This is a genomic window from Corynebacterium sphenisci DSM 44792, from assembly GCF_001941505.1.
Classification (GTDB): Bacteria; Actinomycetota; Actinomycetes; order Mycobacteriales; family Mycobacteriaceae; genus Corynebacterium; species Corynebacterium sphenisci.
In genome coordinates this window covers 32,167-56,156 of record NZ_CP009248.1, presented here as the reverse complement: position 1 = coordinate 56,156, position 23,990 = coordinate 32,167, and the positions used below count along the sequence as shown (strand labels likewise).

The 23,990-nt window shown below is 77.8% G+C and carries 20 protein-coding genes; 9 read left to right on the top strand and 11 right to left on the bottom strand.

Features of this window, described 5'->3' with window-relative positions; all coding sequences use genetic code 11:
- Positions 1-5 precede the first annotated feature (5 nt).
- Positions 6-3,278 (bottom strand): bifunctional lysylphosphatidylglycerol synthetase/lysine--tRNA ligase LysX, encoded by a 3,273-nt coding sequence (gene lysX / locus CSPHI_RS00250; RefSeq protein WP_084210145.1) that lies wholly within the window; start codon positions 3,276-3,278, stop codon positions 6-8.
- Positions 3,279-3,440: 162 nt separating this feature from the next.
- Here lysX and CSPHI_RS00245 point away from each other — a divergent pair, with 162 nt between their 5' ends.
- Positions 3,441-5,534: an oxidoreductase gene (locus tag CSPHI_RS00245; protein WP_075690978.1), complete on the top strand. Its 2,094-nt coding sequence runs from the start codon at positions 3,441-3,443 to the stop codon at positions 5,532-5,534.
- 17 nt (positions 5,535-5,551) lie between these two features.
- Here the strand turns inward: CSPHI_RS00245 and CSPHI_RS00240 are convergent, their stop codons facing one another.
- The 6 genes from CSPHI_RS00240 to CSPHI_RS00215 all read right to left on the bottom strand — a co-directional run bounded on the left by CSPHI_RS00240 (position 5,552) and on the right by CSPHI_RS00215 (position 10,390).
- Positions 5,552-6,220, bottom strand: coding sequence for a nitroreductase family protein (locus CSPHI_RS00240; RefSeq protein ID WP_075690977.1), 669 nt, complete (start codon positions 6,218-6,220; stop codon positions 5,552-5,554).
- A 10-nt stretch (positions 6,221-6,230) separates the two neighbouring features.
- On the bottom strand, positions 6,231-6,944 hold the full coding sequence (trhA, locus tag CSPHI_RS00235; RefSeq protein WP_245803319.1) for a PAQR family membrane homeostasis protein TrhA: 714 nt from the start codon (positions 6,942-6,944) through the stop codon (positions 6,231-6,233).
- Positions 6,945-6,953: 9 nt separating this feature from the next.
- A complete protein-coding gene (locus CSPHI_RS00230) occupies positions 6,954-7,520 on the bottom strand; it encodes a methylated-DNA--[protein]-cysteine S-methyltransferase (protein WP_075690976.1) in 567 nt (188 codons plus the stop codon).
- Positions 7,521-7,541: 21 nt separating this feature from the next.
- The gene (locus CSPHI_RS00225) at positions 7,542-8,462 is read right to left on the bottom strand and encodes an alpha/beta fold hydrolase (RefSeq protein ID WP_075690975.1); all 921 of its coding nucleotides are present in this window, start codon (positions 8,460-8,462) and stop codon (positions 7,542-7,544) included.
- Positions 8,463-8,631: 169 nt separating this feature from the next.
- A complete protein-coding gene (locus CSPHI_RS00220; protein WP_075690974.1) occupies positions 8,632-9,525 on the bottom strand; it encodes a cation diffusion facilitator family transporter in 894 nt (297 codons plus the stop codon).
- 52 nt (positions 9,526-9,577) lie between these two features.
- A complete protein-coding gene (locus CSPHI_RS00215) occupies positions 9,578-10,390 on the bottom strand; it encodes an amidohydrolase family protein (protein ID WP_169840384.1) in 813 nt (270 codons plus the stop codon).
- Between the two features lie 78 nt (positions 10,391-10,468).
- Between CSPHI_RS00215 and hrpB the strand changes: the two genes are divergently transcribed.
- Positions 10,469-13,030, top strand: coding sequence for an ATP-dependent helicase HrpB (gene hrpB, locus CSPHI_RS00210; RefSeq protein ID WP_075690972.1), 2,562 nt, complete (start codon positions 10,469-10,471; stop codon positions 13,028-13,030).
- A 4-nt stretch (positions 13,031-13,034) separates the two neighbouring features.
- Here hrpB and CSPHI_RS00205 read toward each other — a convergent pair whose 3' ends face one another.
- Positions 13,035-14,267, bottom strand: a complete 1,233-nt coding sequence (locus tag CSPHI_RS00205) for a glycosyltransferase 87 family protein (RefSeq protein ID WP_075690971.1) — start codon at positions 14,265-14,267, stop codon at positions 13,035-13,037.
- Positions 14,268-14,365: 98 nt separating this feature from the next.
- Between CSPHI_RS00205 and CSPHI_RS00200 the strand changes: the two genes are divergently transcribed.
- The 4 genes from CSPHI_RS00200 (at position 14,366) to CSPHI_RS00185 (ending at position 17,007) form a co-directional block, all read left to right on the top strand.
- Positions 14,366-15,382: an esterase/lipase family protein gene (locus CSPHI_RS00200; RefSeq protein WP_075690970.1), complete on the top strand. Its 1,017-nt coding sequence runs from the start codon at positions 14,366-14,368 to the stop codon at positions 15,380-15,382.
- Positions 15,383-15,393: 11 nt separating this feature from the next.
- Positions 15,394-16,185 (top strand): YggS family pyridoxal phosphate-dependent enzyme, encoded by a 792-nt coding sequence (locus CSPHI_RS00195; protein WP_075690969.1) that lies wholly within the window; start codon positions 15,394-15,396, stop codon positions 16,183-16,185.
- Between the two features lie 10 nt (positions 16,186-16,195).
- Entirely contained in the window at positions 16,196-16,597 is a 402-nt protein-coding gene (locus tag CSPHI_RS00190; protein ID WP_075690968.1) for a Rieske (2Fe-2S) protein, read from the top strand.
- Between the two features lie 95 nt (positions 16,598-16,692).
- Complete coding sequence (locus CSPHI_RS00185) at positions 16,693-17,007, top strand: amphi-Trp domain-containing protein (RefSeq protein ID WP_075690967.1); 315 nt, start codon at positions 16,693-16,695, stop codon at positions 17,005-17,007.
- Between the two features lie 16 nt (positions 17,008-17,023).
- Here CSPHI_RS00185 and CSPHI_RS12585 read toward each other — a convergent pair whose 3' ends face one another.
- Entirely contained in the window at positions 17,024-18,562 is a 1,539-nt protein-coding gene (locus CSPHI_RS12585) for an alpha/beta fold hydrolase (RefSeq protein ID WP_075690966.1), read from the bottom strand.
- A gap of 131 nt (positions 18,563-18,693) precedes the next feature.
- Between CSPHI_RS12585 and CSPHI_RS00175 the strand changes: the two genes are divergently transcribed.
- Together CSPHI_RS00175 and CSPHI_RS00170 are read left to right on the top strand one after the other, a co-directional pair.
- Complete coding sequence (locus CSPHI_RS00175) at positions 18,694-19,560, top strand: SDR family NAD(P)-dependent oxidoreductase (protein WP_075690965.1); 867 nt, start codon at positions 18,694-18,696, stop codon at positions 19,558-19,560.
- A 28-nt stretch (positions 19,561-19,588) separates the two neighbouring features.
- Entirely contained in the window at positions 19,589-20,158 is a 570-nt protein-coding gene (locus CSPHI_RS00170; RefSeq protein WP_075690964.1) for a hypothetical protein, read from the top strand.
- A gap of 51 nt (positions 20,159-20,209) precedes the next feature.
- Here the strand turns inward: CSPHI_RS00170 and CSPHI_RS12580 are convergent, their stop codons facing one another.
- Together CSPHI_RS12580 and CSPHI_RS00160 are read right to left on the bottom strand one after the other, a co-directional pair.
- Positions 20,210-20,986: a lipocalin family protein gene (locus tag CSPHI_RS12580; protein ID WP_281248706.1), complete on the bottom strand. Its 777-nt coding sequence runs from the start codon at positions 20,984-20,986 to the stop codon at positions 20,210-20,212.
- Positions 20,983-22,485, bottom strand: coding sequence for a PepSY-associated TM helix domain-containing protein (locus CSPHI_RS00160; protein WP_075690963.1), 1,503 nt, complete (start codon positions 22,483-22,485; stop codon positions 20,983-20,985). Before CSPHI_RS00160 ends, CSPHI_RS12580 begins: the two co-directional genes overlap by 4 nt.
- A gap of 187 nt (positions 22,486-22,672) precedes the next feature.
- Here CSPHI_RS00160 and CSPHI_RS00155 point away from each other — a divergent pair, with 187 nt between their 5' ends.
- Positions 22,673-23,947: an MFS transporter gene (locus CSPHI_RS00155; protein ID WP_084210143.1), complete on the top strand. Its 1,275-nt coding sequence runs from the start codon at positions 22,673-22,675 to the stop codon at positions 23,945-23,947.
- The last annotated feature ends 43 nt before the right edge of the window (positions 23,948-23,990 follow it).

The window sequence follows — 23,990 nt, the reverse complement described above, 5'->3', positions numbered from 1 at the left end:
CCGGTTCACCCGACGACACTAGCCCCGCGGGCGGATCCGCCGCGGGTCAGCGGGAAGGTGACCGCCTCGCGCATGTCCGCCCCGGTGAGCAGCATCACCAGCCGGTCCACGCCCAGGCCCAGCCCGCCGGCCGGGGGCATCCCGAACTCGAGGGCGGCGAGGAACTCCTCGTCGACCTCCATCGCCTCCGGGTCCCCGCCGGCGGCGAGCAGGGACTGCGCCTCCAGGCGGGCCCGCTGCTCCAGGGGGTCGGTGAGCTCGGTGTAGGCGGTGCCCAGCTCCATGCCGAAGGCCACCAGGTCCCAGCGCTCGGCCACCCCGGGCCGTGCCCGGTCCGCCCGGGTCAGCGGGCACACCGACTCCGGGAAGCCCAGGTAGAAGGTGGGCTCCACGGTGGTGGGCTCCACCAGCTCCTCGTAGAGCGCCAGCACCAGCGTCCCGGCGTCGGCGTCCGCCCGCGCGGGCAGGCCCAGCCGGGCCAGGATCCGGCGCAGCGTGGCGGCATCGGTGGCCGGGGTGAGCTCCGGGGCGGCGACCCCGGCGGCGCGCACCGCCGCGGTCACCGCGGCGTGCACGTCGCGCACCGGCCAGGGCCCGGAGATGTCCAGCGCGCCCCCGTCCGGGGCGGGCACCGTCGCCGAACCGCGCACCGCCACCGCGGCGGCCCGGATGAGCGCCTCCGCCAGCTCCCGCATCACCGCCTGGTCGCCGTGCGCGCAGTAGGCCTCCAGGGCGGTGAACTCGGGGTTGTGCGTGGCGTCGGCGCCCTCGTTGCGGAACACCCGGCCGAGTTCGTAGACCCGGTCCACGCCCCCGGCGAGCAGCCGCTTCAGGGCCAGTTCGGGGGCGATCCGCAGGCTGAGCTCCAGGTCCAGGGCGTTCATGTGGGTGCGGAAGGGCCGGGCGGCGGCCCCGCCGTGCACCCGCTGCAGGATCGGGGTCTCCGCCTCCAGGTAGCCGCGGGCGTGCAGCTCCTCGCGCAGCGCGCGCAGCGTCGCCGCCCGGGCCCGGAGCAGCTCCCGGGGCCGGTCCCGCAGGGCCAGGTCGACCACCCGGCCGGCCCGGCGCGGGGCGGGCCCGCGCTGCGGGGGGCGCAGGCATTTCGCGGTGAGCCGCAGTTCATCGGCGAGCAGCGAGGCCCGTCCGGTGCGCGAGTCCCCGCGCACCCCGGTCACCTGCACCAGATCGCCGCGGGCGATCCCGGCGACCGCGGCATGCGCGGCCGGCCGGCGGCGCTCCACGATCACCTGGGCCCCGCCGGTGAAGTCCCGCAGCTCGAGGAAGACCACCCCGCCGTGGTCGCGGCGGGCGAGCACCCGGCCGGCGAGGGTGAGCCGCGCCCCGGGCGCGGCGCCGGCGAGCTCCGCGCAGCCCTCCCCCGGGGGCGTCCCGACCGGCCAGGGGTCTCCCCCGGCGGCCCGGATCCGCGCCGCGGCGGACATCCGGGCGGCGACGTCGGCCGGCACCCGCCGCGGCGCCGGGGCGGGCTCCCCGGCGAGCAGCCCGGGGGCGGCGGCGTAGGCGGCCAGCGCCCCGGGGCTGTCGTCGGCGGCCCCGGAGAAGCCGCGGGCGGCGCGGCCGCGGGGCAGGAAGCCCTCGGCCATCGCGGTGGCCGCCGCCACCCGGGGCAGGGTGCGCGGGGAGGCGAAGCACAGGTAGCGGGGCACCCAGCGCGGCCCGTAGCGGGCGTTGGAGCGGTACAGCGACTCCAGCTGCCAGAACCGGGAGGCGAAGACGAGCACCCCCCGCCAGGCGCGCAGCAGCGGGCCCACCCCCAGCCGGCCCTCCGAGGCGAACACCGCCCGGGCGACCGCGAAGTTCAGCGAGATCCGGCGGATGCCCAGGTCCGCGCCCTCCCGGCACAGGGTGGTCACCATCAGCTCCACGGTGCCGCCCGGGGCCGCGGGGGCCCGCCGCATCAGGTCCAGGCTCGCCCCGGTGCGGCCCCAGGGGGAGAAGCCCAGCACCGCCACCCGGCGCCCGGCATGGTGGGCCTCCACCACGATCGCCGCCCCGTCCGCCGGGTCGCCGACCCGGCCCAGGGCCATGGAGAAGCCCCGCTCCGCGGCATCGCCGCGCCAGGCCCCGGCATCGGCGGCGATGGCCGCGAGCTCTGCGGCGGGGATCTCCGCCTGCCGGCGGATGCGCACCGCCACCCCGGCCCGCCGGGCGCGGCGCACCGCCTGCCGCAGGGTGCGCCGCTCCGGTCCGCGCAGGTGCAGATCGGCGCAGTCCAGGACCGCCTCATCGCCGAGATGCAGCTCCGCCATGCCGCGGCCCCGCCAGGCCCGAGCGCCCTCGGCGGAGGCGCCCACCACCGCCGGCGCCCAGCCGTAGCGGGCCGCCTCGGCGAGGAAGGCGCCGATCGCCGTGTCCCAGTGCGCCGGGTCGCCCACCGGGTCCCCGGCGGCCAGGGCGACGCCCAGCTCCACCCGGTAGGACACCGCGGCCAGCCCGGAGGGGGCGTAGGCCACGGAGCGGTCCCGGCGGGTGGCGAAGTAGCCCAGCGAATCCCGGTCGCCCCAGCGGTGCAGCAGCGCCCGGATCGCGGTCTCGTCGCGGGCGGTGAGCGCATTGCGGCCGGCCTGGGAGCGCAGCAGGGCGATCGTGGCCGCCAGGATCGCCGCCGCCCCGATCACGCCGAGCAGCGCCGCCAGCCAGGCCGGCGGCCGGCCGGCGAAGGCCTCGTGCGGCACCAGGGCCAGGCCCACCACCTTGTCCAGGACCCAGGGCAGCCGGTCCTCCGCCGGCAGCGCCGCGCCCGGCGGGCCCGGGAACAGGCCCACCAGCGCCCGGCCGGCGGCCACCCCGACCGCGGCGACGGCCAGGTAGGCCGCGGCGGCGCGGCCGAAGGCGCCGGGGCGCACCCGGGCCGGGAACTCCCGGTGCGCGGCGAGCAGCAGCACCAGGATCGCCGCCTGCAGCACCGCGGCCAGCCGGTACCAGACCAGCTCCGGGGCCCCGGCGCGGGCCATCCCGGCGAGCACCAGCAGGTTCGCCCCCGCCACCGCCCCGGTGAGCGCCACCGCGACGGCCCAGGCCACCCGCTTGCGGGCGAGCACCCCGCCGGCGAGCAGCAGCAGCGCCGCCGCCCAGGCCACCGAGGTCTCCGGCAGCGGCAGCAGCACCACGTCCAGCAGCACCCGCAGCCGCAGCAGCGGATCATGCAGCCCGGGCACCGCGGAGAAGGCCAGCGCCACCACCGCGTACCCGGCCAGCAGCCGGCCGTAGACCCCCGGCACCGCGGCGGTCACCCGCCGGATCCCCCGTGCGCTCATCCGGTCTCCTCGCCTGCTCGAAGGGGGCGCGCCCGTGGCGGGGCCGCGCGGACAACAGGCCCAGGATACGCCGCGCGGCGGCCGCCGGCCGCGGCCGGCCCGGGCCCGCCGGCGGGGGTGCGCCGCCCCGGCCGCGGGCGCCGATCGTGGCAGGATCGGATCATGGTTCAGCCCGACCAGCCCGTCGGCGCGGATCCCGCCGCCGCCGGCCACCGCCTGTTCACCTCGCCCCTCGATCTGGGCCCGCTCACCCTGCGCAACCGCCTGGTGATGGGCTCCATGCACGTCGGCCTGGAGGATCGGCACCGGGATCTGGACGCCTTCGCCGCCTACCTCGCCCGGCGCGCCGCCGGCGGCGCCGCGCTGCTGGTCACCGGCGGCTACTCCCCGGATCTGGCGGGCCGGCTGACCCCGGTGGGCTCCACCATGGCCCGCCGGCGCACCGCCCGCGGGCACCGCCGGGTCACCGCCGCGGTGCATGACGAGGGCGCCCACATCGTGCTGCAGCTGCTGCACGCCGGGCGCTACGGCTACCATCCGCTGTCCCGGGCGCCGAGCGCCTCCCGCTCCCCGATCACCCCCTTCCGGGCCCGGGCGCTGTCCGCCCGGGGGGTGGAGCGCACCATCGGCCACTACGTGCGCGCCGCCCGGCTGGCGCAGCGCGCCGGCTACGACGGGGTGGAGGTGATGGGCTCCGAGGGCTACCTGCTCAACCAGTTCCTCGCCGAGCGGGTGAACCGGCGCACCGACGCCTGGGGCGGCTCCGCGCGGGCCCGGATGCGGATGCCGGTGGAGGTGGTGCGCCGGATCCGGGCCGCCACCGGGCCGGGGTTCCTCATCCAGTACCGGATCTCGCTGCTCGACCTGGTCGAGGGCGGGCAGGACTGGGCGGAGATCCTGGAGCTCACCGGGCGGCTGGCCGAGGCCGGGGTGGACGTGTTCAACACCGGGATCGGCTGGCATGAGGCGCGGGTGCCGACCATCGTCACCTCGGTGCCGCGGGCGGCCTTCGCGGATCTCTCCGGCCGGCTGCGCCGGGAGGCGGGGGTGACGGTGTGCGCCTCGAACCGGATCAACGACCCGGATGTGGCGGAGGCGATCCTGGCCCGCGGGGACGCGGATCTGATCTCCATGGCCCGGCCGCTGCTGGCGGACCCGGATCTGATGGCGAAGACGGTGGCCGGCCGCACCGGGCAGATCAACACCTGCATCGCCTGCAACCAGGCCTGCCTGGATCACGTCTTCGCCAACAAGCGCGCCTCCTGCCTGGTCAACCCGCTGGCCGGCCGGGAGCTGGCGCTGGCGGCGACCCCGCCGCGCGCGGCCGCGCCCGCCCGGGTGGCGGTGCTCGGCGCCGGGGTGGCCGGCCTGGCCTTCGCCGAGGCCGCCGCCGGGCGGGGCCATGCGGTGGAGGTCTTCGAGGCCGCCGAGGCGATCGGCGGGCAGTTCCGGCTGGCCGCCCGGATCCCGGGCAAGGAGGAGTACGCGCAGACGCTGCGCTACTTCGACCGGCGGCTCGCGGCGCTGGGGGTGCCGGTGCACCTGGGCCGCCGGGCGGGGGTGGCGGAGCTCGCCGCGGCGGGTTTCGACCGGGTGGTGGTGGCCACCGGGGTGCGCCCCCGGGTGCCGGAGATCGAGGGCGTGCACCATCCGATGGTGATGCGCTACGACGAGCTGCTCTCCGGGGCTCGGGAGGTCGGCCGCCGGGTGGCGGTGCTCGGCGCCGGCGGGATCGGGGTGGACGTGGCCCAGTTCCTCACCCGCCGCCCGGATCGGGACGTGGCCGTATGGCGGCGGGCCTGGGGGGTGGGCGATCCGGCCGCCGCCCGGGCCGGGCTGGTGGAGCGGGCGCCGCATGCGGAGCTGCCCGACACCATCGACCGGGAGGTGCACCTGCTGCAGCGCAAGAGCACCCGGATCGGCGCCGGGCTGGGCAAGACCACCGGCTGGGTGCACCGGGCGGAGCTGCGCGCCGCCGGGGTGGTGCAGCATACCGGGGTGGCCTACCGCCGGATCGACGACGCCGGGGTGCACATCACCGTCGACGGCGCGGACCGGGTGCTGGCGGTCGATTCGGTGGTGCTGTGCACCGGGCAGGTCTCCGAGCTCGCCGCCCTGGGCGGGGTGGACGCGGCGGCCGCGGCGGAGGCCGCCGGGATCCCGGTGGACGTGATCGGCGGCGCGGACGTGGCCGCCGAACTCGACGCCAAGCGCGCGATCCGGCAGGCGGTGGACCTGGCGCTGTCCCTGGGCTGAGCGCCCCGGACGGGGGCTCAGTCGCCGGCGCCGCCCCAGCGGTCCAGGTGCACCCGGTGCGCCAGCGGCAGCCGGCCCGGATGCGGCGGGTCCTCGGCGGGTTCGCCCACGGCGAGCAGCAGCGCCACCGTGGCCTCCGCGGGGGCGCCGAGCGCCTCCTTCAGGGCGGCGTCGTCGAAACCGGTCATCGGGGAGCTGGCCCAGCCGAAGGCCGGCGCCAGCAGGATCCCGTAGGTCGCCGCGATCATGGCGTTGCGCAGCGCGAACTCCCGGGCCAGGCCCGCCTCGGCGCGCACCCGCTGGAAGGCCCGGATCCGCTCCCCGCGTTCGGCGGCGGTCGCGGGATCCCAGTACCCGGAGGCGAGGTTGCGTTCGGTGACCTCCGGCAGGGTGCGCCGCCAGCCGGCCGGGTCGGCGAGGAAGGCCAGCAGCAGCGGGGCCTCGGCGACCTGGCGCTGCCCGCCGGCGGCGGCGAGCACCCGGGCGCGCACCCGCGGGTCCCGGATCCGGATGATGCCCGGGTCCTGCAGGTTGAAGGCGCTGGGCGCCTCCAGGATGAGCCCCAGGTACTCGCGCACCAGCTCCTCGTCGAGGGGGCCGGGCCGGTAGGCGCGCACCGCGCGGCGGGCGCGGACCAGCTCGGCGAGGCGCTCGCGGAGGTCGGGGTCGATGGGCCGGTCGGTCATGCCGACCAGCCTAGGCCCCCACCGGGCCGTGCAGCACGACGATCCAGATGGCGATGTGGTGCAGCACCGCGGCGACGATGGTGGCGGCGTGGAAGACCTCGTGGAAGCCGAACCAGCGCGGCCAGGGGTCGGGCCATTTGAAGCCGTAGACCAGGGCGCCGAGGGAGTAGATCACCCCGCCGCCGGCGAGCAGCAGCAGCACCGCGGCGCCGGTGCCGTCGTAGAGCGCGCCGAGCTTCCACACCACCAGCCAGCCGAGGAAGAGGTAGATCGCCACCGCCACCCAGCGCGGGTGGCTGATCCAGACCAGGTTCACCACCACCGCGGCGGCGGCGCCGACCCAGCAGGCGATGAGCAGCCCGGTGGCATCGCCCGGGGGCAGCCCGGCCACCACGATCGGCCCGTAGGTGCCGGCGATGAACACCGCGATCATGGAGTGGTCGGCGCGCCGGGCGGCCCGGATGCTGGACTCCCGGATGAAGGGCCAACGGTGGTACCAGCCGGACACGGCCATGGCGCCGATCAGGCAGAGCACGTAGACCACGGTGGCGGTGGTCAGCGCGGGGTCGCCCTGGCGCACCGCGGCGATGGTCAGCGCGATGCCGGCGATCAGCCCGACGGCGGCGGCGGCGACGTGCAACCAGCCCCGCAGCACCGGCCGCGGGCCCCGGTCGAAGGGGACGGCGACGGCGGGCACCGCCCCGGTACCGATGTTTTTAGCCATAGCAGGAGCCTACGGTGCCGTAGGTTGCGTGTCCACGGAAATACCCCCACCGCCGGCGGCGGTGCCGGGGAAGGGCACCCGGCCTGCCTCGAGATCCAGTAACCGCCTTTTGTTTTCCACCCCGCCGCCGTAGGCGCCGACGCCCCCGCCGGCGGGCAGCACCCGGTGGCAGCCGACGATGATGGACAGCGGGTTGCCGGAGCAGGCGCTCCCGGCGGCGCGGGCCGCCCGGGGGGAGCCCGCGGCGGCGGCGAGCTCCCCGTAGCTCAGCGTCGACCCGTGCGGGATCGCCGCCATCGCGCGCAGCGCCCGGGCCCGGAAGGAGCCGCCGGAGAGCTCCGGGCAGTCCAGGGTCAGGTCGAAGCGGCGGCGCCGCCCGGCGAAGTACTCGGCCAGCTGGGCGGCCGCGGCGTCGAGATGCGCCCGGGCGGGCCCCTCCGGCGCGCGGCCGGCGTCCGCCGGCGCCGGATCCCCCTCGGCGCGGAGCCGGGCGAGGTAGTCCACCCGGCGCAGGCCGGCGGGCCCGGCGAGCAGCCGCAGCGGCCCCACCGGGGTGTCGATGATGCGGTGGGCCATGGCGCCCAGGGTAGCGGGGCCTCAGGCGGCGGCGTCGCCCTCCAGCCAGGTGAGCAGCGCATCCCAGGTGGCCTCGTTGCCGGCGTGGGCCAGGCCGCGGTGGCCCAGGCCCGCCCCGGAGGCGGGGGTCAGCTCGCGCTGCTCCACCTCGGCGGCGTAGAGCCGCTTGACCAGGCTGGTGGTGCCCTCCTCATCGCACCACTTGTCCCCGGGCACCCGGACCAGCAGGTAGCGGCCGTTGGCGCGGGCGTAGCGGGCCCCGAAGTCGAACTCGGGATCGCCGAAGAAGTAGTCGCGGCGGCGGGTCCAGGAGGCCCACTGCCGGACCACGCCGACCGGGGGCTCCTCGACGAAGCCGAGCGGCTGGCGCGGGATCCGGCCGAAGAGGGTGGCGGTGACCGGGCAGATCACGGTGAACAGGGCGAAGGTCTTGGCCTTGTTCAGCCAGCCGGGCACGTTGCCGATGTTGCGCTGGCCGCAGCCGACCAGCACCGCGGCGTCCACGGTGCCCTCGGAACCGGCCCAGAGCACCCCGTGGCCGCCGACGCCGTGGCCGATGGCGTAGGCGGGCAGGCCGGGGAAGGTCTCCCGCGCCCACTCCAGCACCCCGGGCACGTCGACGGTGATCCAGTCGGACATCCGGATGTCCTCGTTGCGGGTGTCCGCGGCCAGCCCGGAGCGGCCGGTGCCGCGGTTGGCGTAGGTGACCACCGCGTAGCCCTTGTCCGCCAGGTGCCGGGCCATGTCCGCGTAGGCGTCGCCGGTGATCCCGGCGTTGGGGTGGATGGTGATGACGCCGCGGATCTCCCCGGGGTGCTTCGCGGGCCGGAAGAGGGTGCCGCGCAGCAGCAGCCCGTCGGCGGCCGGGACGACGATGTCCCGGCGCGGCCGGGGGGTGGGGTCCATCGGGCTGTCGGCGGTGCGCTTGCTCTCGTCCTTCATGGCGGCCGGGTCCTTCCATCGCGTGTCGCGCGTCCGCCGCCCGGATCCGGGCGGCGGACGTGATTCCACCGGGGATGGTATTCCTTTGTGACCGCAGTCACGTGGCTTTACCGGATATACCCCCGGATGGGAGGTTATTTCCGGCGAAAATGACGTGCCCGGCGCCGCCCTACAGATTCACGTCGCCGTAGGCGCGCTCATCCTCGATCGGCTCCAGATGGGAGGAGATGTGCACCCCGGGGAAGCGCCCGCGCAGCTCGTCCTCCACGTCGCTGAGCGCATCATGGCCGCGCACCACCGACCAGGCCCCGGGCACCAGCATGTGGAATTCGATGAACGTGCGCCGGCCGGCCACCCGGGTGCGCACCTCGTGGATGTCCACCCCGGCGAGCGGGTCGACGTGCGCCGCCACGATCCGGTCCACCGCGGCGCGATCCGCCCCGGTCATCGCCTTGTCCATGAGCCCATCGACGGACTCCCGGCCCAGCGACCAGCCGGCGCGCAGGATGTTCGCGGCCACCGCCAGGGCCACCACCGGGTCCAGCCAGGACCAGCCGGTGAGGTGCACCAGGGCGACCCCGGCGATCACGCCGAGGGAGGTGACCACATCGGAGAGCAGATGCCGGCCGTCGGCGGCCAGGGTGATGGACCGGTGCTCCCGCCCGGCGCGGATGAGCACCCAGGCCACGGCGCCGTTGATCCCGGCGGCGACCGCGGAGATCGCGATACCCGCGCCGATTGCGGCCACCGGCGCGGGGTTGAGCAGCCGCTCCACCGCGGTGACCGCGATGAAACCGGCGGCGAGGAGGATCATCGCCGCCTCCAGCCCGGAGGCGAAGTACTCGGCCTTGGCGTGGCCGAACTCGTGGTCGGCGTCGGCGGGTTGGGCGGTGATCCGCAGGATGACCACCGCGAAAATCGCGGCGATGAGGTTCACCGAGCCCTCGGCGGCGTCGGAGAGCAGGCCGACGGAACCGGTGAGCAGGTAGGCCACCGTCTTCAGGGCGATGGTGGCCAGCGCGGCGGCCACCGACAGCCAGGCGTAGCCCTGCAGGTTCCTCATGCCGGGGGAATATAGTCGCCGGCGGGGGCGCCGGGAAGGGGGCCGGCGGCGGTCATCGCCGATCGGCGAAGCGGTACAGCGCCCGGGCGTTGTCGTGCAGCACCCGGGGCAGCTCCCACTCCCCCAGCACGTCGAGCAGCAGCTCCAGATCCCCGCCGTCGAAGCGGCGCTCCGCCCGGGTGCCGGGCAGATCGCTGCCGAAGACCAGCGCCCCCGGGTTCGCCCGGTGGATCCGGCGCAGCGCATCGGCCGGCGGGAAGGGCAGCCTGCCGAAGCCGGTGGCCTTCACCCGCACCCCCCGCGCGGCCAGGTCCACCACCGCGTCCACCCCCGCCTCCGCCATACCCAGGTGGTTGACGCACACCCGGTCCAGCTCCGGCAGCCGCGCCACCAGCCCGGGCCGGGCGGTGACGTCCACGGCGACGTCGGTGGCCCAGCCGGCCAGATCATGGACCCGGTGCGCCACCGCGAGCAGATCCCCGTCGGCGACCTCCTGGCCGCGCAGCAGGTTGAAGCGCACCCCGCGCACCCCCCGCGCATCGAGGGCGAGCACCCGCTCCGCCCCGAGATCCGCGGTGCCGGTGATCACGCCGATGAAGGCGCGGCCGCCGTCCGCCGGGGCCCGCCCGGCCGCGGCGGCCTCCAGCTCCAGCTGCTCCAGGGACTCCACCAGGGTGCGCGCCCGGTCCCGCCGGGAGCCGCCGACGACCACCCCGCCGGCGAACCGGGCCCAGTCCACCTCCTCGGCGACCCGGCCCACCGCCTGCAGGTAGGCGTCCACCGGGAAGGGCCGCGGGGCCTCCGGCAGCTCCGGCTGCATGTCCCGGGCCGCGATCACGTGGAAATGGGCGTCGATGATGTCCATCGCCGCCGATCCTACGTAGGCCCCGGCCGCGGCGGCCATCGCGCCGCGGCGCCGGGCCGCCCTGGCATCCTGGGGCCCATGGACCAGCCCCGCACCCCCCTCGACCCGGCCCGGGTGGCCCGCGGGCTGCCGATCGCCGCCGCCCTCGGCCCCCTCGCCGAGGCGCTCGGCCGCTCCCCCGGGGCGGCGGCGGTGGTGCAGGCCCCGCCGGGCACCGGCAAGACCACCGCGGTGCCCCCTGCGGTGGCCGCCGCGGTGGCCGCCCACGGCGCCGCCGGCCGGGTGCTGGTCACCGCCCCGCGCCGGGTGGCGGTGCGCGCCGCCGCCCGCCGGCTCGCCGATCTCGCCGGGGTGCGGCTGGGCGGGCCGGTGGGCTACGCGGTGCGCGGGGACGTCCGGGTCGGCCCGGACACGGTGGTGGAGTTCGCCACCCCCGGGGTGCTGCTGCGCCGGCTGCTCGCCGACCCGGAGCTGCCCGGGGTCGCCGCGGTGGTGCTCGACGAGGTCCACGAACGCGATCTGGACACCGACCTGGCCCTGGCCATGCTGCGCGATCTGCGCGATCTGCGCGAGGACCTGATCCTGGTGGCGATGTCCGCCACCGTCGACGCGGAGCGCTTCGCCGCCCTGCTCGACGTCGACGGCGCCCCCGCCCCGGTGATCGCCGCCGCGGCGACCGCGCACCCCCTGGAGATCCGGTACCGGCCGCACACCGGGCCCCGGCTGGGCCCGCGCGGGGTGGAGCGGGGCTTCCTCGACCACGCCGCGGCGCAGGCCGCGGCGCTGGCCGCCGAGACCGCCGGGGACGTGCTGGTCTTCCTGCCCGGGGTCCGGGAGATCGACCACGTCCGGGCCCGGCTGGCCGCCCTCGCCCCGGAGGCGGAGACGCTGCCCCTGCACGGCCGCCTGGACGCCGCCGAACAGGACCGGGTGGTCGCCGGGCGGGACCGGCGGGGCCGCCGGATCATCGTGGCCACCGCGGTGGCGGAGTCGTCGATCACGGTGCCCGGGGTGCGCGCCGTGGTGGACGCCTGCCTGGACCGCGGGCCCCGGCTGGATCTGGCCCGGGGCATGTCCGGCCTGGTCACCGTGTCCTGCGCCCGCTCCTCGGCGGAGCAGCGCGCCGGCCGGGCCGCACGGCTCGGCCCCGGGGTCGCGGTGCGGCTCATCGCCGAGGCCGAATGGCCGCAGCTGGACGCCTGGCCCGCCCCGCAGATCGCGGTCGCCGAGCTCACCCGGGCGATGCTGGATCTGGCGGTGTGGGGCACCCCCGGCGGGGCGGGGCTGCGGCTGCCGGACCCGCCGCCGGCGGCGCACGCCGCCGCCGCGAACGCGACCCTGGCCGCCCTCGGCGCCGTCGACGGGGCGGGCCACGCCACCGGGCTGGGCCGGCTGCTGGCCCGGCTGCCGGTGGATCCCGCCGCCGGCCGGGCGCTGCTCATCGCCGCCGGGCCGCTGGGGGCGCGCCGGGCCGCGGCGGCCACCGCACTGCTCGCCGAGGCCCCCGCCGGGGACCTCACCCGGGCCCGGCCGGGCGAGACCGCCCGCCGCGAGGCCCGCCGCCTGGAGCGGCTGCTGGGCCGCGGCGACGTCGTCGCCGCCGCCGGCGACCTGGCCCGGGACGCCGGCGACCCGCCGGAGGCGGACCCGGTGGCCCTGGTCACCGCCCTGGCCCGGCCGGAGCGGATCGCCCGGCGCCGGGACGCCGCCTCCGCGGAGTACCTCACCGTCGGCGGCACCGCCGCGACCGCCCCGCCGGAGCTGCGCGGCCATGACTGGCTGGCCATCGCCGAGGTCACCCGGGCGCCCGGCGCGGCCGGCGGCCGGGCCGGGGCGCTCATCCGCGCCGCCGCCCCGGCGAGCCGGGAACTGGCCGAGTACACCGCGGCGGCCCGGCGCGGCGGCGGCCGGGAGGTGCGGCTGACCGGCCCGCTGGGCGCCGGCCGGATCAGCGCCCGGGAGGTCGACCGGCTCGGCGCCATCGAACTGGCCGCCCGGCCGGTGCCGCCCACCGCCGCGGAGGCCGCCGCCGCGCTCGCCCGGGCGCTGGCCGCCGATCCGGCGCTGCTGCGCTGCACCCCGGCCGCCGAGGCGCTGCGCGCCCGGCTGGCGCTGCTGCACCGCGAACTCGGCGATCCCTGGCCGGCGGTGGACCGGGGCAGCCTCGCCGCGCGGGCCGGGACCCTGCTCGCCGGTCGCGGCGCGGAGACCGCCCCGGCGGCGGTGTCCGCCGAGGAGCTGCGCCGGCTACTGCCCTGGCCGGACGCCACCCGGCTCGAGGAGCTGGTCCCGGAGCGGATCCGGGTGCCCTCGGGATCCCGGGTGCGCCTGGACTACCCGGACCCGGACCAGGCGGCCGAGACCGGGCGGGGCGCGCAGCCGGTGCTGGCGGTGAAGCTGCAGGAGTGCTTCGGCCTGGCGGAGACCCCCCGGATCCTGGACGGCCGGGTGCCGGTGCTGCTGCACCTGCTCTCCCCGGCCGGGCGCCCCCTGGCGGTCACCGCGGATCTGCGCAGCTTCTGGGACGGGACCTACGCCGGGGTGCGCGCGGAGATGCGCGGCCGCTATCCCCGGCACCCCTGGCCGGAGGACCCGTGGACCGCCCCGGCCACCGCGCGCACCACCCGGCGGCGCCGCTGAGCGCTCAGCCGGCGGCCGGGTCCGGGGTCCGGGCGGCCCGCGACCAGCGGGCCCGCCGCCAGCGCGGCAGCTCCGGCACCCGGCCGGTGATCGCCGCCCAGGCCAGGGCCGTCAGCAGCACCACCCCGGCGATGCCCTGGGCGTTGCCGATGACCCACACCAGGGGGTTCGCGGCGACGGCGCCCTCCTCCCCGAACACCCCGTAGGGGGCGATGAGATGCGCCAGGTAGAAGGCGATGCCCAGCGCCAGCGCCGGCCGCGAGCGCAGCCGGGCCAGCAGCGGCAGGCCGACGATGATGATGGACCAGTGGTGGCTCACCGTGTACGGGCCGGTGACGCACACCGCCAGGGCGATCGCCGCCAGGGCGAGCACCGGCCGGCCGATCCGCTCCAGGCGCCAGGCCGCCAGCCCGGCCGCCACCGCCCCGGCGAGGAAGACCGCCGCCACGATCGCGGTCTCCGCCGCCCCGGTCACCCCGGCCCGGGCGACCAGCCCGGACACCGCCTGATTCGGCGGGTAGATCGGCTCCCCGCCCCGGTTGCCGGCGAAGAACTCCTCGGTCCAGTAGTAGACCGACTCCTCGAAGCGCAGCGCGAAGCCCACCGCCGCGGTGAGCAGGAACCAGCCCGCGGAACGGGCCACGTCCCCCCCCCGGCCGCGGACCAGGAAGATCAGGGCGTAGGCGGCGGGGGTGATCTTGATCCCGGCGGCGACGCCGACCCCGGCGCCGCGGGCCCAGCGGGGCAGGAAGCCCAGCACGTCGGCGACCACCAGCAGCGCCAGGAAGACGTTGATCTGGCCGAAGTCGATGTTCGCGCGCAGCGGGTCCACCAGCAGCGCCGGGCCGAGCAGCACCGCGGCGGCCAACCGCGGCCGGGGCAAAAGCAGCCGGGTGGCGGCCATCGCCAGGATCGCCCACACCGCGGCGATGGTCGCCGCGGTCCACAGCACCTGCAGAGTGGTCGGCCCCGCCCAGGTGGTGGGCCAGAACAGCAGCGCGGCGAAGGGCGGGTAGATGAAGCGGAACCCGCTGCGGGTGGGGAAATCCGCCGAGTACAGGTCCTGGCCGCGGCGCAGCGCCCAGCCGGCGTCCTGGAAGACCTCCACGTCCATCATGTAGTAGGTGAAGGCCCGGTGCAGGTGCAGGGCGACGACGCCCGCGGCGAGCAGCCCGGCGAGCAGCAGCAGCCGGCGGCGGGTCGCCGGCGGCAGGGCCGCGATTCGATCCTGGAGCATGGGGGCGAATCTACCGTGGGAAAGCCGGATTCACCCGATGGGGGCGGATGCCCGCGGACTCCCCGCGCGCCCGCCCCGGCGGGGTTAGGCTCGGCCGCATGGACGCCCCCGACGCCGCCGCCCGCCGCGCACCCGGCCCGACGGGGCCGCCCGCGCGGAACTTCCCGCTGGCCTTCCTGCGCCAGCTGCGCACCCGGGACCTGCTGCCGCCGGGGCTGGCCGAATCCGACGCGCCCGCGCCCCCGGCCGGGGCCGCCGGCCGGCCTCCGGTGGTGCTCATCCACGGCACCTGGATGAACGCCTACTCCACCTGGGCGATGATCGCCCCCGGGCTGCGCGCCGCCGGCTTCGACGTGCACGGCTTCAACTACGGCGTGGACCGGGGGTGCCGGGTCGGCCGGGTCGGCGGGGTCGCCGGGGTCGCCGATCTGGAGGCCAGCGCCGCCGAGGTCGCCGACGCGGTGGACGCGGTGCTCGCCGCCACCGGGGCCGAGCGGGTGGACCTGATCTGCCATTCCCAGGGGGCCATCCACGGCCGGCTCTACGCCCAGGAGCGCGGGGCGGGCCGGGTGCGCACCCTGATCAGCCTCGGCGGCAACCACCACGGGGCCACCCTGTCCGGGGTGAGCCGGCTCGGCGACCGGCTCACCGCCGCCGGGATCCCGGTGGAGCCGGCCTTCACCCGCATCCTCGGCCCGGCGGGCCTGCAGCAGACCCCGGGCCGGCCGATCTTCGAGCGGCTGAACTCCGCCGGGGAGCTGCGCGAGGGGGTGCGCTACGTCAACTTCGCCAGCCGGGTGGACTGGATCGCCACCCCCTGGGCGGGCGGCTTCCTCGACCACGACCCGGCCCGCCCGGGGGCGTGCGACCCGGCGGTGCGGAATATCCGGGTGCAGGATCTCGGCCGCGGGCAGTGGCCGGATCACCTCTCCATGCTGTACTCGCCGACCGTGCTCGCCGAGATCATCGCCGCCCTCGGCGGCCCGGCGCGGCAGCCCGATCATGCGGTGGTGGTGCCGGTGTGGGGGCAGCTGCGCCCGCCGGCGCTGGCCGGGATCGGGGCGGCCGCGGCCGCCGGGTGGCTCCTCGCCCGGCGCCGCCGCCGGCGCCGGTAGCCTCGGCGGGCATGAGCCCCGCAACCGCCCCAGCCCCCGCCCCCGAGCCCGCCGACCGCTCCCCGGAGGCGATCGCCGCCCGGCTGGCGGCGGTGCGCGCCCGGGTGGACGCCGCCGCGGCCGCCGCCGGACGGGACCCGGCCGGGGTGCGGCTGCTGCCGGTGTCGAAGACGGTGCCCGCCGGGGTGCTCGCCGCCGCCTGGCCGCACCTGGCCGCCGCCGGGGTGACCGCCCTGGCGGAGAACCGGGTGCAGGAGGCCGCGGCGAAGGCCGCGGAGCTCACCGGCCCCCGGTGGGCGGTGATCGGCCCGCTGCAGAGCAACAAGGCCGGCCGGCTGGCCGGCTTCGCCGACGAGTTCCACGCCCTGGACCGGGCGAAGGTCGCCGATGCGCTGCAGCGCCGGCTCGTCGAGCACGAGCGGGTCCTGGAGGTGCTGATCCAGGTGAACACCTCCGCGGAACCGCAGAAGGCCGGGACCGACCCCGCCGGGGCCCGGGAGCTGGTGGCGGCGCTGGCCGCCGGGCGGTGGCCGAACCTGCGGCTGCGCGGGCTGATGACCATGGCGATGCCGGATGACGGCACCCCCGCCGGGGCGGCCGCGGTGCGCGGCTGCTTCACCCGGCTGCGCGAACTGCGCGAGGGGCTGGCCGCGGATTTCGCCGCGGAGCTGCCGGAGGGCGCCCTGGCGGAGCTGTCCATGGGCATGTCCGGGGATTTCGAGGCCGCGATCGCGGAGGGCTCCACCCAGGTGCGGGTGGGCCGGGCGATCTTCGGTGCCCGGAAGCCGGCCGGCGCGGGGTAGCGTTCTTCCCATGACCCGCTCACCCAGCCTGAACGACGCCGGCACCCCGGCGTGCAGCCGCCGCCGCTTCCTGCTCGGCTCCGCCGCCACCGCCGCCGGCGCCCTGCTCGCCGCCTGCGGTTCCGCGGAGGAGGCCGCGAAGGTCGCCGCCGCGGAGATCCCGGTCGGCGGCGGGGTGGTCATCGGCAAGTACGTGATCACCCAGCCCGCCGAGGGCGAGTTCCACGCCTTCTCCGCGGTGTGCCCGCATATGGGCTCCACCATCTCCGAATTCGCCGACGGGCAGATGATCTGCCCCCAGCACGGCTCCCATTTCGACATGGCCACCGGCGAGGTGATCTCCGGGCCCTCCCGGGACCCGGCCGCCCCGGCGCCGCTGGCCGCCGAGGGCACCGACCTCGTCGTCGGCTAGGCCCGGCCCGGCCGCGGCCGGCTCGGGCATCATGGGGGCGGGGGGATGCGCCGCGGGCCGGCGGGTGCGGCCCGCCCGAGGAGAGGAGCCGCCCGATGACCCGAGACGACACCGCCGCAGCCAAGCGGAAGCTGGTGAAGAGCCGCGCCGAGCTGGGCCGGGAGGAGCTGGCCGGGCTGCTCGAGGATCTGGCCGCCCGGGTGCGCGCCGGCCGGGTCACCCTCGGCGCCGGGGAGGCGGCGGCGACCATGGACCTGCCGGAGTCGCTGCGCGTGGAGCTGGAGGTGGAGGACTCCCCCAAGCGGGCCGGGCTGCGCCGCACCCTGGAGCTGGAGCTGAAATGGTTCGTCGACGCCGCCGGGGATCCGGTCGCCGGCGGCGGCGACGCCGCCGGCCTGGCCATCTCCTGACCCCCGGGCCGGCGGCTCAGCCCAGGTAGTGCCGGGTGACCGCCTCGGCGACGGCGTCCGGGTCATTGGCCGCGGCGAGCACCCCGTGGCCGTGGCCGGGCAGCAGGATGAGCTCCCCGCCCATCGCCTCCCGGATCGCGCGGTGCGCGACGCCGGTGACCGCACTGTCGCGGTCGTAGTGCAGGATCAGCGGCGGCGTCGCCAGCTCCGCGCCGCTGGGCCGGATCGCGGCCCGGGCCGCGGGCCAGCCGGCGCACAGGTAGCCGGATTTCAGCGCGTCGGCGTTGATCCGCAGCAGGTCCCCGCCGGCGAGCATGTCCCCGAACAGGCGCGGGGTGCGCGCCGGATCCGCGGCGTTGCGGTTGTCATTGCAGATGATGCCCCGCTCCACCATGGTCATCGCGGTGACCATCTCCATCACGTCCTCGGGGCCGAGCCCCTCGGGCAGCTCCGGCTCCGGGGTCGTCCCGGTGGCGATCCGGTCGGCGATCTCCGGCCACATCGACTCGCTGTACAGCGCCGCCATGGTGAGCTGCAGCAGCGGGGACTGCTCCGCGGCGCCGCCGGTGAGGCCGGCCAGCGCGGAATGGCCGCGCCAGACGGCGGGCAGCACCCGGTTCAGCGCGGGCAGCGCCGCCTCCGGGTGCTCCGCGAGCGCCCCGGGGAGATCCCCGACCTCCGCCGGCGGCGGGTAGACCCGGCCCGGCGCCCCGGACTGCTCGTTCACCCGGTCCGACCAGGCGCGGTAGACCTGCAGCGGGGTCGTGCCGAGGTGGTACCTCGCGTCCCGGTCCGCGATCCAGCCGAACAGGGCGGTGAGCGCCTCCCGGCGCCAGGTCTCCCGGGCCGGGCCGAGGTCGAACCAGCGCTGGTCGGGGTCCACCCCGGAGTCCAGCACCATCGCGCCGACCCGCCCCGGGAAGAGGGTGGCGTAGGTGGACATCAGATCGGAGCCGTAGGACACCCCGTAGAGGTCCAGCTCCGGCAGGCCCAGCGCCTTGCGGGCCTCCTCCAGGTCCCGGGCGGTGTTCTCCGTGGTGATCGTCGCCGCGTAGCCGGGCATCGCCGCCTCGCAGGCGGCGTAGAGCGCCCCGACCTGGCCGGCGAGCACCGCGCTCATCGGGATGCCCGCGAGATCGCACTCCAGGGGGGTGGACCAGCGCAGGCCCCGGGGCTGCACCGCGATGAGATCGCGCTGCTCGCGCACCGCGTCGGGCATCCGCACCTGCTCCGGGGCGAACATGCCCAGGGCGTCGCCGCCGGGGCCGCCGGGGTTGCCGGCCACCGCCCCGCGGGAGACCCCGGTGGCGGGCAGCCGGGAGATGGTCAGGGTGATGGTCGGCCCCTGCGGGTCGGCGTAGTCCCGGGGCACCTCCAGTTCGGCGCATTCGGTGCCCGGGGCGGTCATCGCCGCGGCGGGGCAGTCGCCCCAGTCGAGCGCCGGCGCGGGGTCCGCCGCGGCCGGGGTGGCGGGCCCGGCGACCAGGGCCGCGGCGGCGACGGCGGCGAGGATCCGGCGGGCGGGGCGGGTGCGGCGGGTGGGCTGGTCGGTCATGGGGCCTTCCGGGGAGGACTGGTCAACGGGACTCACTGTATCCTGCCGCCGGCCGCGCGCCGATCCGCCGCACGCGATCCGCGGGTAGTATCCGCGGCGAATCTTCCCCGTCCCCGATCCCGGGAGGGCCCATGGTCCCGCGCATCCGCCCCATCCACGGCCCGGCCCTGCCCCCGGTCGCCGGCCTCGCCCTGGTCACCGGGGCCTCCTCCGGGATCGGGGCGGCCACCGCCGCGGCCCTGGCCGGGGCCGGGTTCGAGGTGCTCGGCACCAGCCGCCGCGGCGCGGCCGCGCCCGCCCCGCGGGGGGTGCGCATGATCGAGCTGGATCTGGCCGATCCGGGGTCCATCGCCGCCGCCGCGGAGACCGTGCGGGAGCGTGCCCGGGGGCGCGGCGAGCGTGGTGCGGCGGTGCTGGTGGCCAATGCCGGGGAGAGCCAGTCCGGGCCGCTGGAGGAGCTGCCCCGGGCGGCCTGGGAGCGGCTGCTGCAGGTCAACGTGGTGGGCCAGCTGGACCTGGTGGCCCGGCTGCTGCCCGGGATGCGCGCCGCAGGCCGGGGCCGGGTGGTGCTGGTCGGCTCGATGCTGGGCTCGCTGCCGCTGGCCTTCCGCTCCTCCTACGTCGCCTCGAAGGCGGCGCTGCGCGGGGCGGGGCTGGCGCTGCGCGGGGAGGTCGCCCCCTTCGGGATCGGGGTCAGCGTGGTCGAGCCGGGCTCCGTGGCCACCGGGATCGCCGCCCGGCGCACCCGCTACGGCGGGGCCTGGGATTCGCCCTACCGGGGGCGGCTGGCCGCCATGCTGGACCGGCTGGACGCCAACGAGGCCGCGGGGGTGGCCCCGGAGGCGGTGGCGGAGGCGATCCTCGCCGAGATCCGGGCCCGCCGGCCCGCGGCCTACCGGGCCCGCGGCTCCCGGGCGGCGCTGGCGATCCCGCTGACCCGGCTCGGCGGCACCCAGTTCACCCTGGATCTCATGGATCGGGTGCACGGACTGCGCTGATCCGCGGCGGCCGTGGTGGAATCGGCCCATGACCGCCGATCGCCTCGCCCGGGTGCTCACCGAGGCCTGCGCCCCCTGGGTGTCCATCGCCGCCGCCGTGCTCATCACCGGCGCCGCCGCCGGCCGGCCCGGCGCGGGCGCGGCCGCGGCGGCGCTGCTCGGCCCGCTGCCGCTGGCGGGGCTGGTGCTGGCCGGCCGGGCCGGCCGGATCCGCAGCGGCCGGCACGTCACCGATCGCGGCGAGCGCGGGATCGCCTTCGCCATCTTCGGCGCGGGCCTGGCGGCCACCGCGGCGGTCTTCGCCGCCGCCGGGGCGGGCGGGCTGCTCTGGCCGCTGCTCGCCGCGGGCGCGGCCACCGCCGCCGGCGCGGGGGCGATCACCGTGCTCGGCGGACGCAAGCCCTCCCTGCACCTGGCCTCCTGGGTGGCGGCCTGGTGCTGCTGCGCCCTGGCCGCCGGGGCCTGGTTCGCCGCCCCGCTGGCGCTCGCCCCGCCGCTGGCCTGGGCACGGGTCCGGCTGGCCCACCACACCGTCCGGCAGACCCTCGCCGGGGCGCTCATCGGCCTGATCGCCCCGGCGGTGCTGCTGCTCGCCTGACCCGGCCCCGCACCCGTGCGGGGTGCGGGGCCGGGTCGGCGCGGGGGCGCCCTAGATCGCGCAGAGCGGCAGGGTGCGCTCCTCCCCGCCGGTGGTGGGGGTGGTCAGGAAGAGGCAGGGCGACCAGCCGCGGTCGGCGATGATCGCGGTGATCTCCGCCCAGCGCCCCGGGCTCAGCGCGGTGCCCCGGGCCAGCACGAAGCCGCTGGTGCGCTCCGGGCCGCCGACGATGGCGACGTCATCGGCGAGGTAGGTGATGATGTAGTTCGCCTCGCCCTCGGGGTCCTGGAAGGGCACCCCGTCGAAGCTGACCCGCAGCGCCGCGTTCGTTTCCGGATCCCGCACCGTGGCCCGGCCCGTGATCCCGGAGGATTTCCCGGTCCAGTCCACGCAGGTGTTGCGCACCCCGACCCGGTCGGCGGCCTGCACCGTGTACACGGCGGTGACGTCCCGGGCGCATTGCAGGGTGAAGGGCTGCGGCACCGCGGCGAGCTGGTGCCAGGTGCCGGCGTAGCCGGCCAGGTCGACGTGGTCGACCCGGCTGAGCGGCTCCCCGCCGCCGAGGGCGCCGAGTCCGGGCAGGTCCGAGGAGCTCACCGGCAGCCCGGGGAACTCGGCGGGCGGGTCCCCGGCCGCGTCGCCGCCGGGCAGCCCGGGCAGCTCCGGCAGCTCGGGCAGGTCGGCGATGTCCGCGGACCCGGCCGCGGGGGACCCCGGCAGGCCCGGGATGGCCGGGGCGGCCCCGGCGGGGACGGCGGCGAGCAGCAGGGCGCCGGCGGCGGCGAGGGAGACGGCGCCGGGGGCGATCATGGACCAGGAATTTTTCATATGCGAAGCTTATCAGCTTCCATAGGGGCGGCACCCCCGGTGGCCCCGGCCCGCCGCGCCCGCCGCCGCGGCAGCACCCGCCATGCCCCGTCGAGCACCAGGAAGAGCAGCAGGCTCAGCCCGAACATCGGGGCCAGCGCCGAATAGGCCAGGATCGCCAGCACCACCGCCGCGGTCGGCACCGGGCGCAGCGCGCGCCACCGGCTCGGCGGGGCCAGCCGCCCCGGCCGGCCGTCCCGGCCGCGCAGGAACCACATCCGGTAGCCGCGCAGGATGAGCGCGATGAGGCCCACCGCGATCCCCGCCAGCGCCAGCTGGTTCACCCAGCCGAGCAGCCGCCCGGCATGGGCGCCGATGAGCCATTCGGTGGCCTTGGCGGCGAACGGCCAGTCCGCGAAGTCCACCCGGTCCACCAGCTCCCCGGTCGCCCCGTCCACGGTCACCGCATCCCGGCTGAAGCGCCACGGCACCCGGGCCTCGGTGACCCGCCAGGCCTGCCCCGGGGCCTCCGGCAGCGCCACGTCGAGCACCCCGGTCAGCCCGGCCCGGCGCGCCCGGTCGACCACCAGGTCCGCCTGCCCGGCGAGCTCCCGGGAGGCCGCCGGATCCGGGGCCGGGGCGGCGCCGTGCCCGGAGTGCCCGTGACCGTGGCCATGGCCCGCGGCGGGGGCGCCGGCGACGACCGCCGGGGTCGGCGCGTACCAGCCGAACGCGCCGCGCACCGCGCCGATCGCCTCCCCGGCGACCAGGGACCAGGTCAGCCCGGTGAAGGTGAGGAAGAGCAGGCCCGCGGCCAACCACACCCCGGCCCGGGAATGCCGGCGCAGCTGGGTGGCGCGGGCCGACTCCGCCCGGGGCGCCCGGCGCGGGCCGGCGGCGGCGCGGCGGCGGGTCCGGCGCCGCCGGTCCCACCACAGCCACAGCCCGCCGAGGGTGAGCGCGCCCAGCCAGGACGCGGCGGTCTCCGCGTAGAGCCGGCCGGGCGCGCCCAGCCACAGGCTGCCGTGGCCCTCGGCGAGCCAGTTGCGCAGCACCAGCGCGGAACCGCCGTACTGCACCGCGTCCCCGCGCACCGCCAGGTCCCCGGCGTCGACGAACACCGCCCGCCGGGCCCGGGGTTCGCCCAGGCCCGGGTCGGCGAAGAGCACCCGGGTGGTCTCCGCGGAGTCGGCGGGCAGCCGCAGCGCGGTCACCGGCAGATCGGGGTGCACCCGGGCGGCGGCGTCGATCCGCTCCGCCACCGGCCGGTCCGGCAGCGTGGAGGGGGCGGTGAACTCCTGCTGGTGCAGCACCGCCTCCAGGGTGGGCGCGGCGGCGTAGCCGAGGCCGGTGAGCGCGGCGATGAGCAGCAGCGGCGCCACGAACACCCCGGCGATGGAGTGCATCCGGTGGATCAGCGCCCGCGGGCCGGCGCCGCCGCGGCCGGGCGGGCCCGGATCCGGCGGCGGGCTGGACGGGCTGGGGCTGGGGGCGGGGTCACCCGCCGTCATGGTGGTCATGCCGAAAAGTCGCGTCGCCGGGGCCGCCGGTTCCCCGCCGCCGGCCGGGAACCGGGGGCCGCCCGGATCCGACGATCCGGGCCCGCCGGGGTCCGACCCGGGGCGGGTGAACGGGAAATCCGGTGGCCGCGCCCCCGGGTGCGGCGAAACCCTTTTGCGGGGGAGAGCAGGGCGCTAGGCTCGATCCATGGAGCCGGCCCATACCCCCGATTGCACCCCCTCCGCACCCCCGGCCACCCCCGATCCCGGCGCCTGGCGGCGGGTCGGGCTCGCCATGTTCACCATCGGCTTCGGCGCGAACCTCTTCGCCCCGATGCTCGAGGTGTACCGCTCCGCCGAGGGCATCGGGCAGCCCTCGGTGACCGCGATGCTCGGCGTCTACGCCGCCGGCCTGGTGCCCGCCCTGCTGCTCGCCGGCCGCGCCTCGGACCGGCTGGGCCGCTCGGCGATCCTGCGCCCGGCGCTGCTGCTCGCCGGCGCCGGCTCCGCGGTGCTCGCCGCCGGGGCGGCGCTCGGCGCACCGGCCCTGTTCGCCGGCCGGTGCATCGTCGGCGCCGGGGTGGGCATGGCGATGGCCTGCGGGGCGGCCTGGATCAAGGAGCTCAGCGCGGACCGGCCGGCGGCCGGGCCACGGCGGGCCACCGCGGCGGTCTCCGCCGGCTTCGGCGGCGGCCCCCTGGTCTCCGGTCTGGTCGCCGAATTCGCCCCCGCCCCGGAGCTCACCCCCTACCTGGTGCACCTGGCGCTCGTCGCCCTCGTCGCACCCCTGCTGCGCGCCGCCCCGGAGACTCGGCCGCCGGCGCCGGGCCGGCCCGGGTCCCGCCCGGCGCTGATCCCCCCGGCGGCGCGCACCCGCGCCTTCGGCTGGGCCGTCGCCGCCTGGGCGCCATGGGTGTTCGGCTGCGTCACCGTCGCCTTCGCCCTGCTGCCGGTGCTGGTGCTCGACCAGGTGCGGCTGCCGGTGGCCTACAGCGGGCTCATCGCCTTCCTCGCGATGGGCTCCGGGGCGGCGGTGCAGCCCGCGGCGGCCCGGCTGGCCGCCGCCGGCTGGCTGCCGCTGTCCGTGATCGGCCTCGGCGCCGCCGCGGCCGGGATGCTCGGCGCCGCCGCAACAGCCGCCTGGCCGCATCCGCTGGCGGTGCCGCCGGTGGCGGCGCTGCTGGGCTGCAGCTACGGGGTGATGATGGTCGCCGGCCTGCACGAGGTGGCGCTCATCTCCCCGCCCGCGCAGCTGGGGGCGCTGATCGGGGTGTTCTACGCGCTGACCTACCTCGGCTTCGCGGCGCCCTTCGTGCTCTCCCTGCTCGCCCCGCCGGCCGGGGCGGCCCTCGGCGGCGGGCCGGCCGCGGGATACGCGGCGCTGCTGCTCGCCGGGGCGGCCATCGCGGCCGGTTCCGCGGTGCCGGTGGGCCGGGTCGCCGCCCGGGCGGCCCGGGACGCCGGCCGGACGCGGCCGGCGTAGCCGCGGCTTGCCGCCCGCCGCGACGCGGCGGTACACCGGGGGT

Coding starts and splice junctions, on each gene's coding strand:
- hrpB (WP_075690972.1), top strand. CDS start 10,469: ATGGACCAGCCCCGCACCCCCCTCGACCCGGCCCGGGTGGCCCGCGGG.
- CSPHI_RS00195 (WP_075690969.1), top strand. CDS start 15,394: ATGAGCCCCGCAACCGCCCCAGCCCCCGCCCCCGAGCCCGCCGACCGC.
- trhA (WP_245803319.1), bottom strand. CDS start 6,944: ATGGCTAAAAACATCGGTACCGGGGCGGTGCCCGCCGTCGCCGTCCCC.
- CSPHI_RS00155 (WP_084210143.1), top strand. CDS start 22,673: ATGGAGCCGGCCCATACCCCCGATTGCACCCCCTCCGCACCCCCGGCC.
- CSPHI_RS00205 (WP_075690971.1), bottom strand. CDS start 14,267: ATGCTCCAGGATCGAATCGCGGCCCTGCCGCCGGCGACCCGCCGCCGG.
- CSPHI_RS00245 (WP_075690978.1), top strand. CDS start 3,441: ATGGTTCAGCCCGACCAGCCCGTCGGCGCGGATCCCGCCGCCGCCGGC.
- CSPHI_RS12585 (WP_075690966.1), bottom strand. CDS start 18,562: ATGACCGACCAGCCCACCCGCCGCACCCGCCCCGCCCGCCGGATCCTC.
- CSPHI_RS00170 (WP_075690964.1), top strand. CDS start 19,589: ATGACCGCCGATCGCCTCGCCCGGGTGCTCACCGAGGCCTGCGCCCCC.
- CSPHI_RS00215 (WP_169840384.1), bottom strand. CDS start 10,390: ATGGACATCATCGACGCCCATTTCCACGTGATCGCGGCCCGGGACATG.
- CSPHI_RS00200 (WP_075690970.1), top strand. CDS start 14,366: ATGGACGCCCCCGACGCCGCCGCCCGCCGCGCACCCGGCCCGACGGGG.
- CSPHI_RS00160 (WP_075690963.1), bottom strand. CDS start 22,485: ATGACCACCATGACGGCGGGTGACCCCGCCCCCAGCCCCAGCCCGTCC.
- CSPHI_RS00225 (WP_075690975.1), bottom strand. CDS start 8,462: ATGAAGGACGAGAGCAAGCGCACCGCCGACAGCCCGATGGACCCCACC.
- CSPHI_RS00220 (WP_075690974.1), bottom strand. CDS start 9,525: ATGAGGAACCTGCAGGGCTACGCCTGGCTGTCGGTGGCCGCCGCGCTG.
- CSPHI_RS12580 (WP_281248706.1), bottom strand. CDS start 20,986: ATGAAAAATTCCTGGTCCATGATCGCCCCCGGCGCCGTCTCCCTCGCC.
- CSPHI_RS00240 (WP_075690977.1), bottom strand. CDS start 6,220: ATGACCGACCGGCCCATCGACCCCGACCTCCGCGAGCGCCTCGCCGAG.
- CSPHI_RS00185 (WP_075690967.1), top strand. CDS start 16,693: ATGACCCGAGACGACACCGCCGCAGCCAAGCGGAAGCTGGTGAAGAGC.
- lysX (WP_084210145.1), bottom strand. CDS start 3,278: ATGAGCGCACGGGGGATCCGGCGGGTGACCGCCGCGGTGCCGGGGGTC.
- CSPHI_RS00190 (WP_075690968.1), top strand. CDS start 16,196: ATGACCCGCTCACCCAGCCTGAACGACGCCGGCACCCCGGCGTGCAGC.
- CSPHI_RS00230 (WP_075690976.1), bottom strand. CDS start 7,520: ATGGCCCACCGCATCATCGACACCCCGGTGGGGCCGCTGCGGCTGCTC.
- CSPHI_RS00175 (WP_075690965.1), top strand. CDS start 18,694: ATGGTCCCGCGCATCCGCCCCATCCACGGCCCGGCCCTGCCCCCGGTC.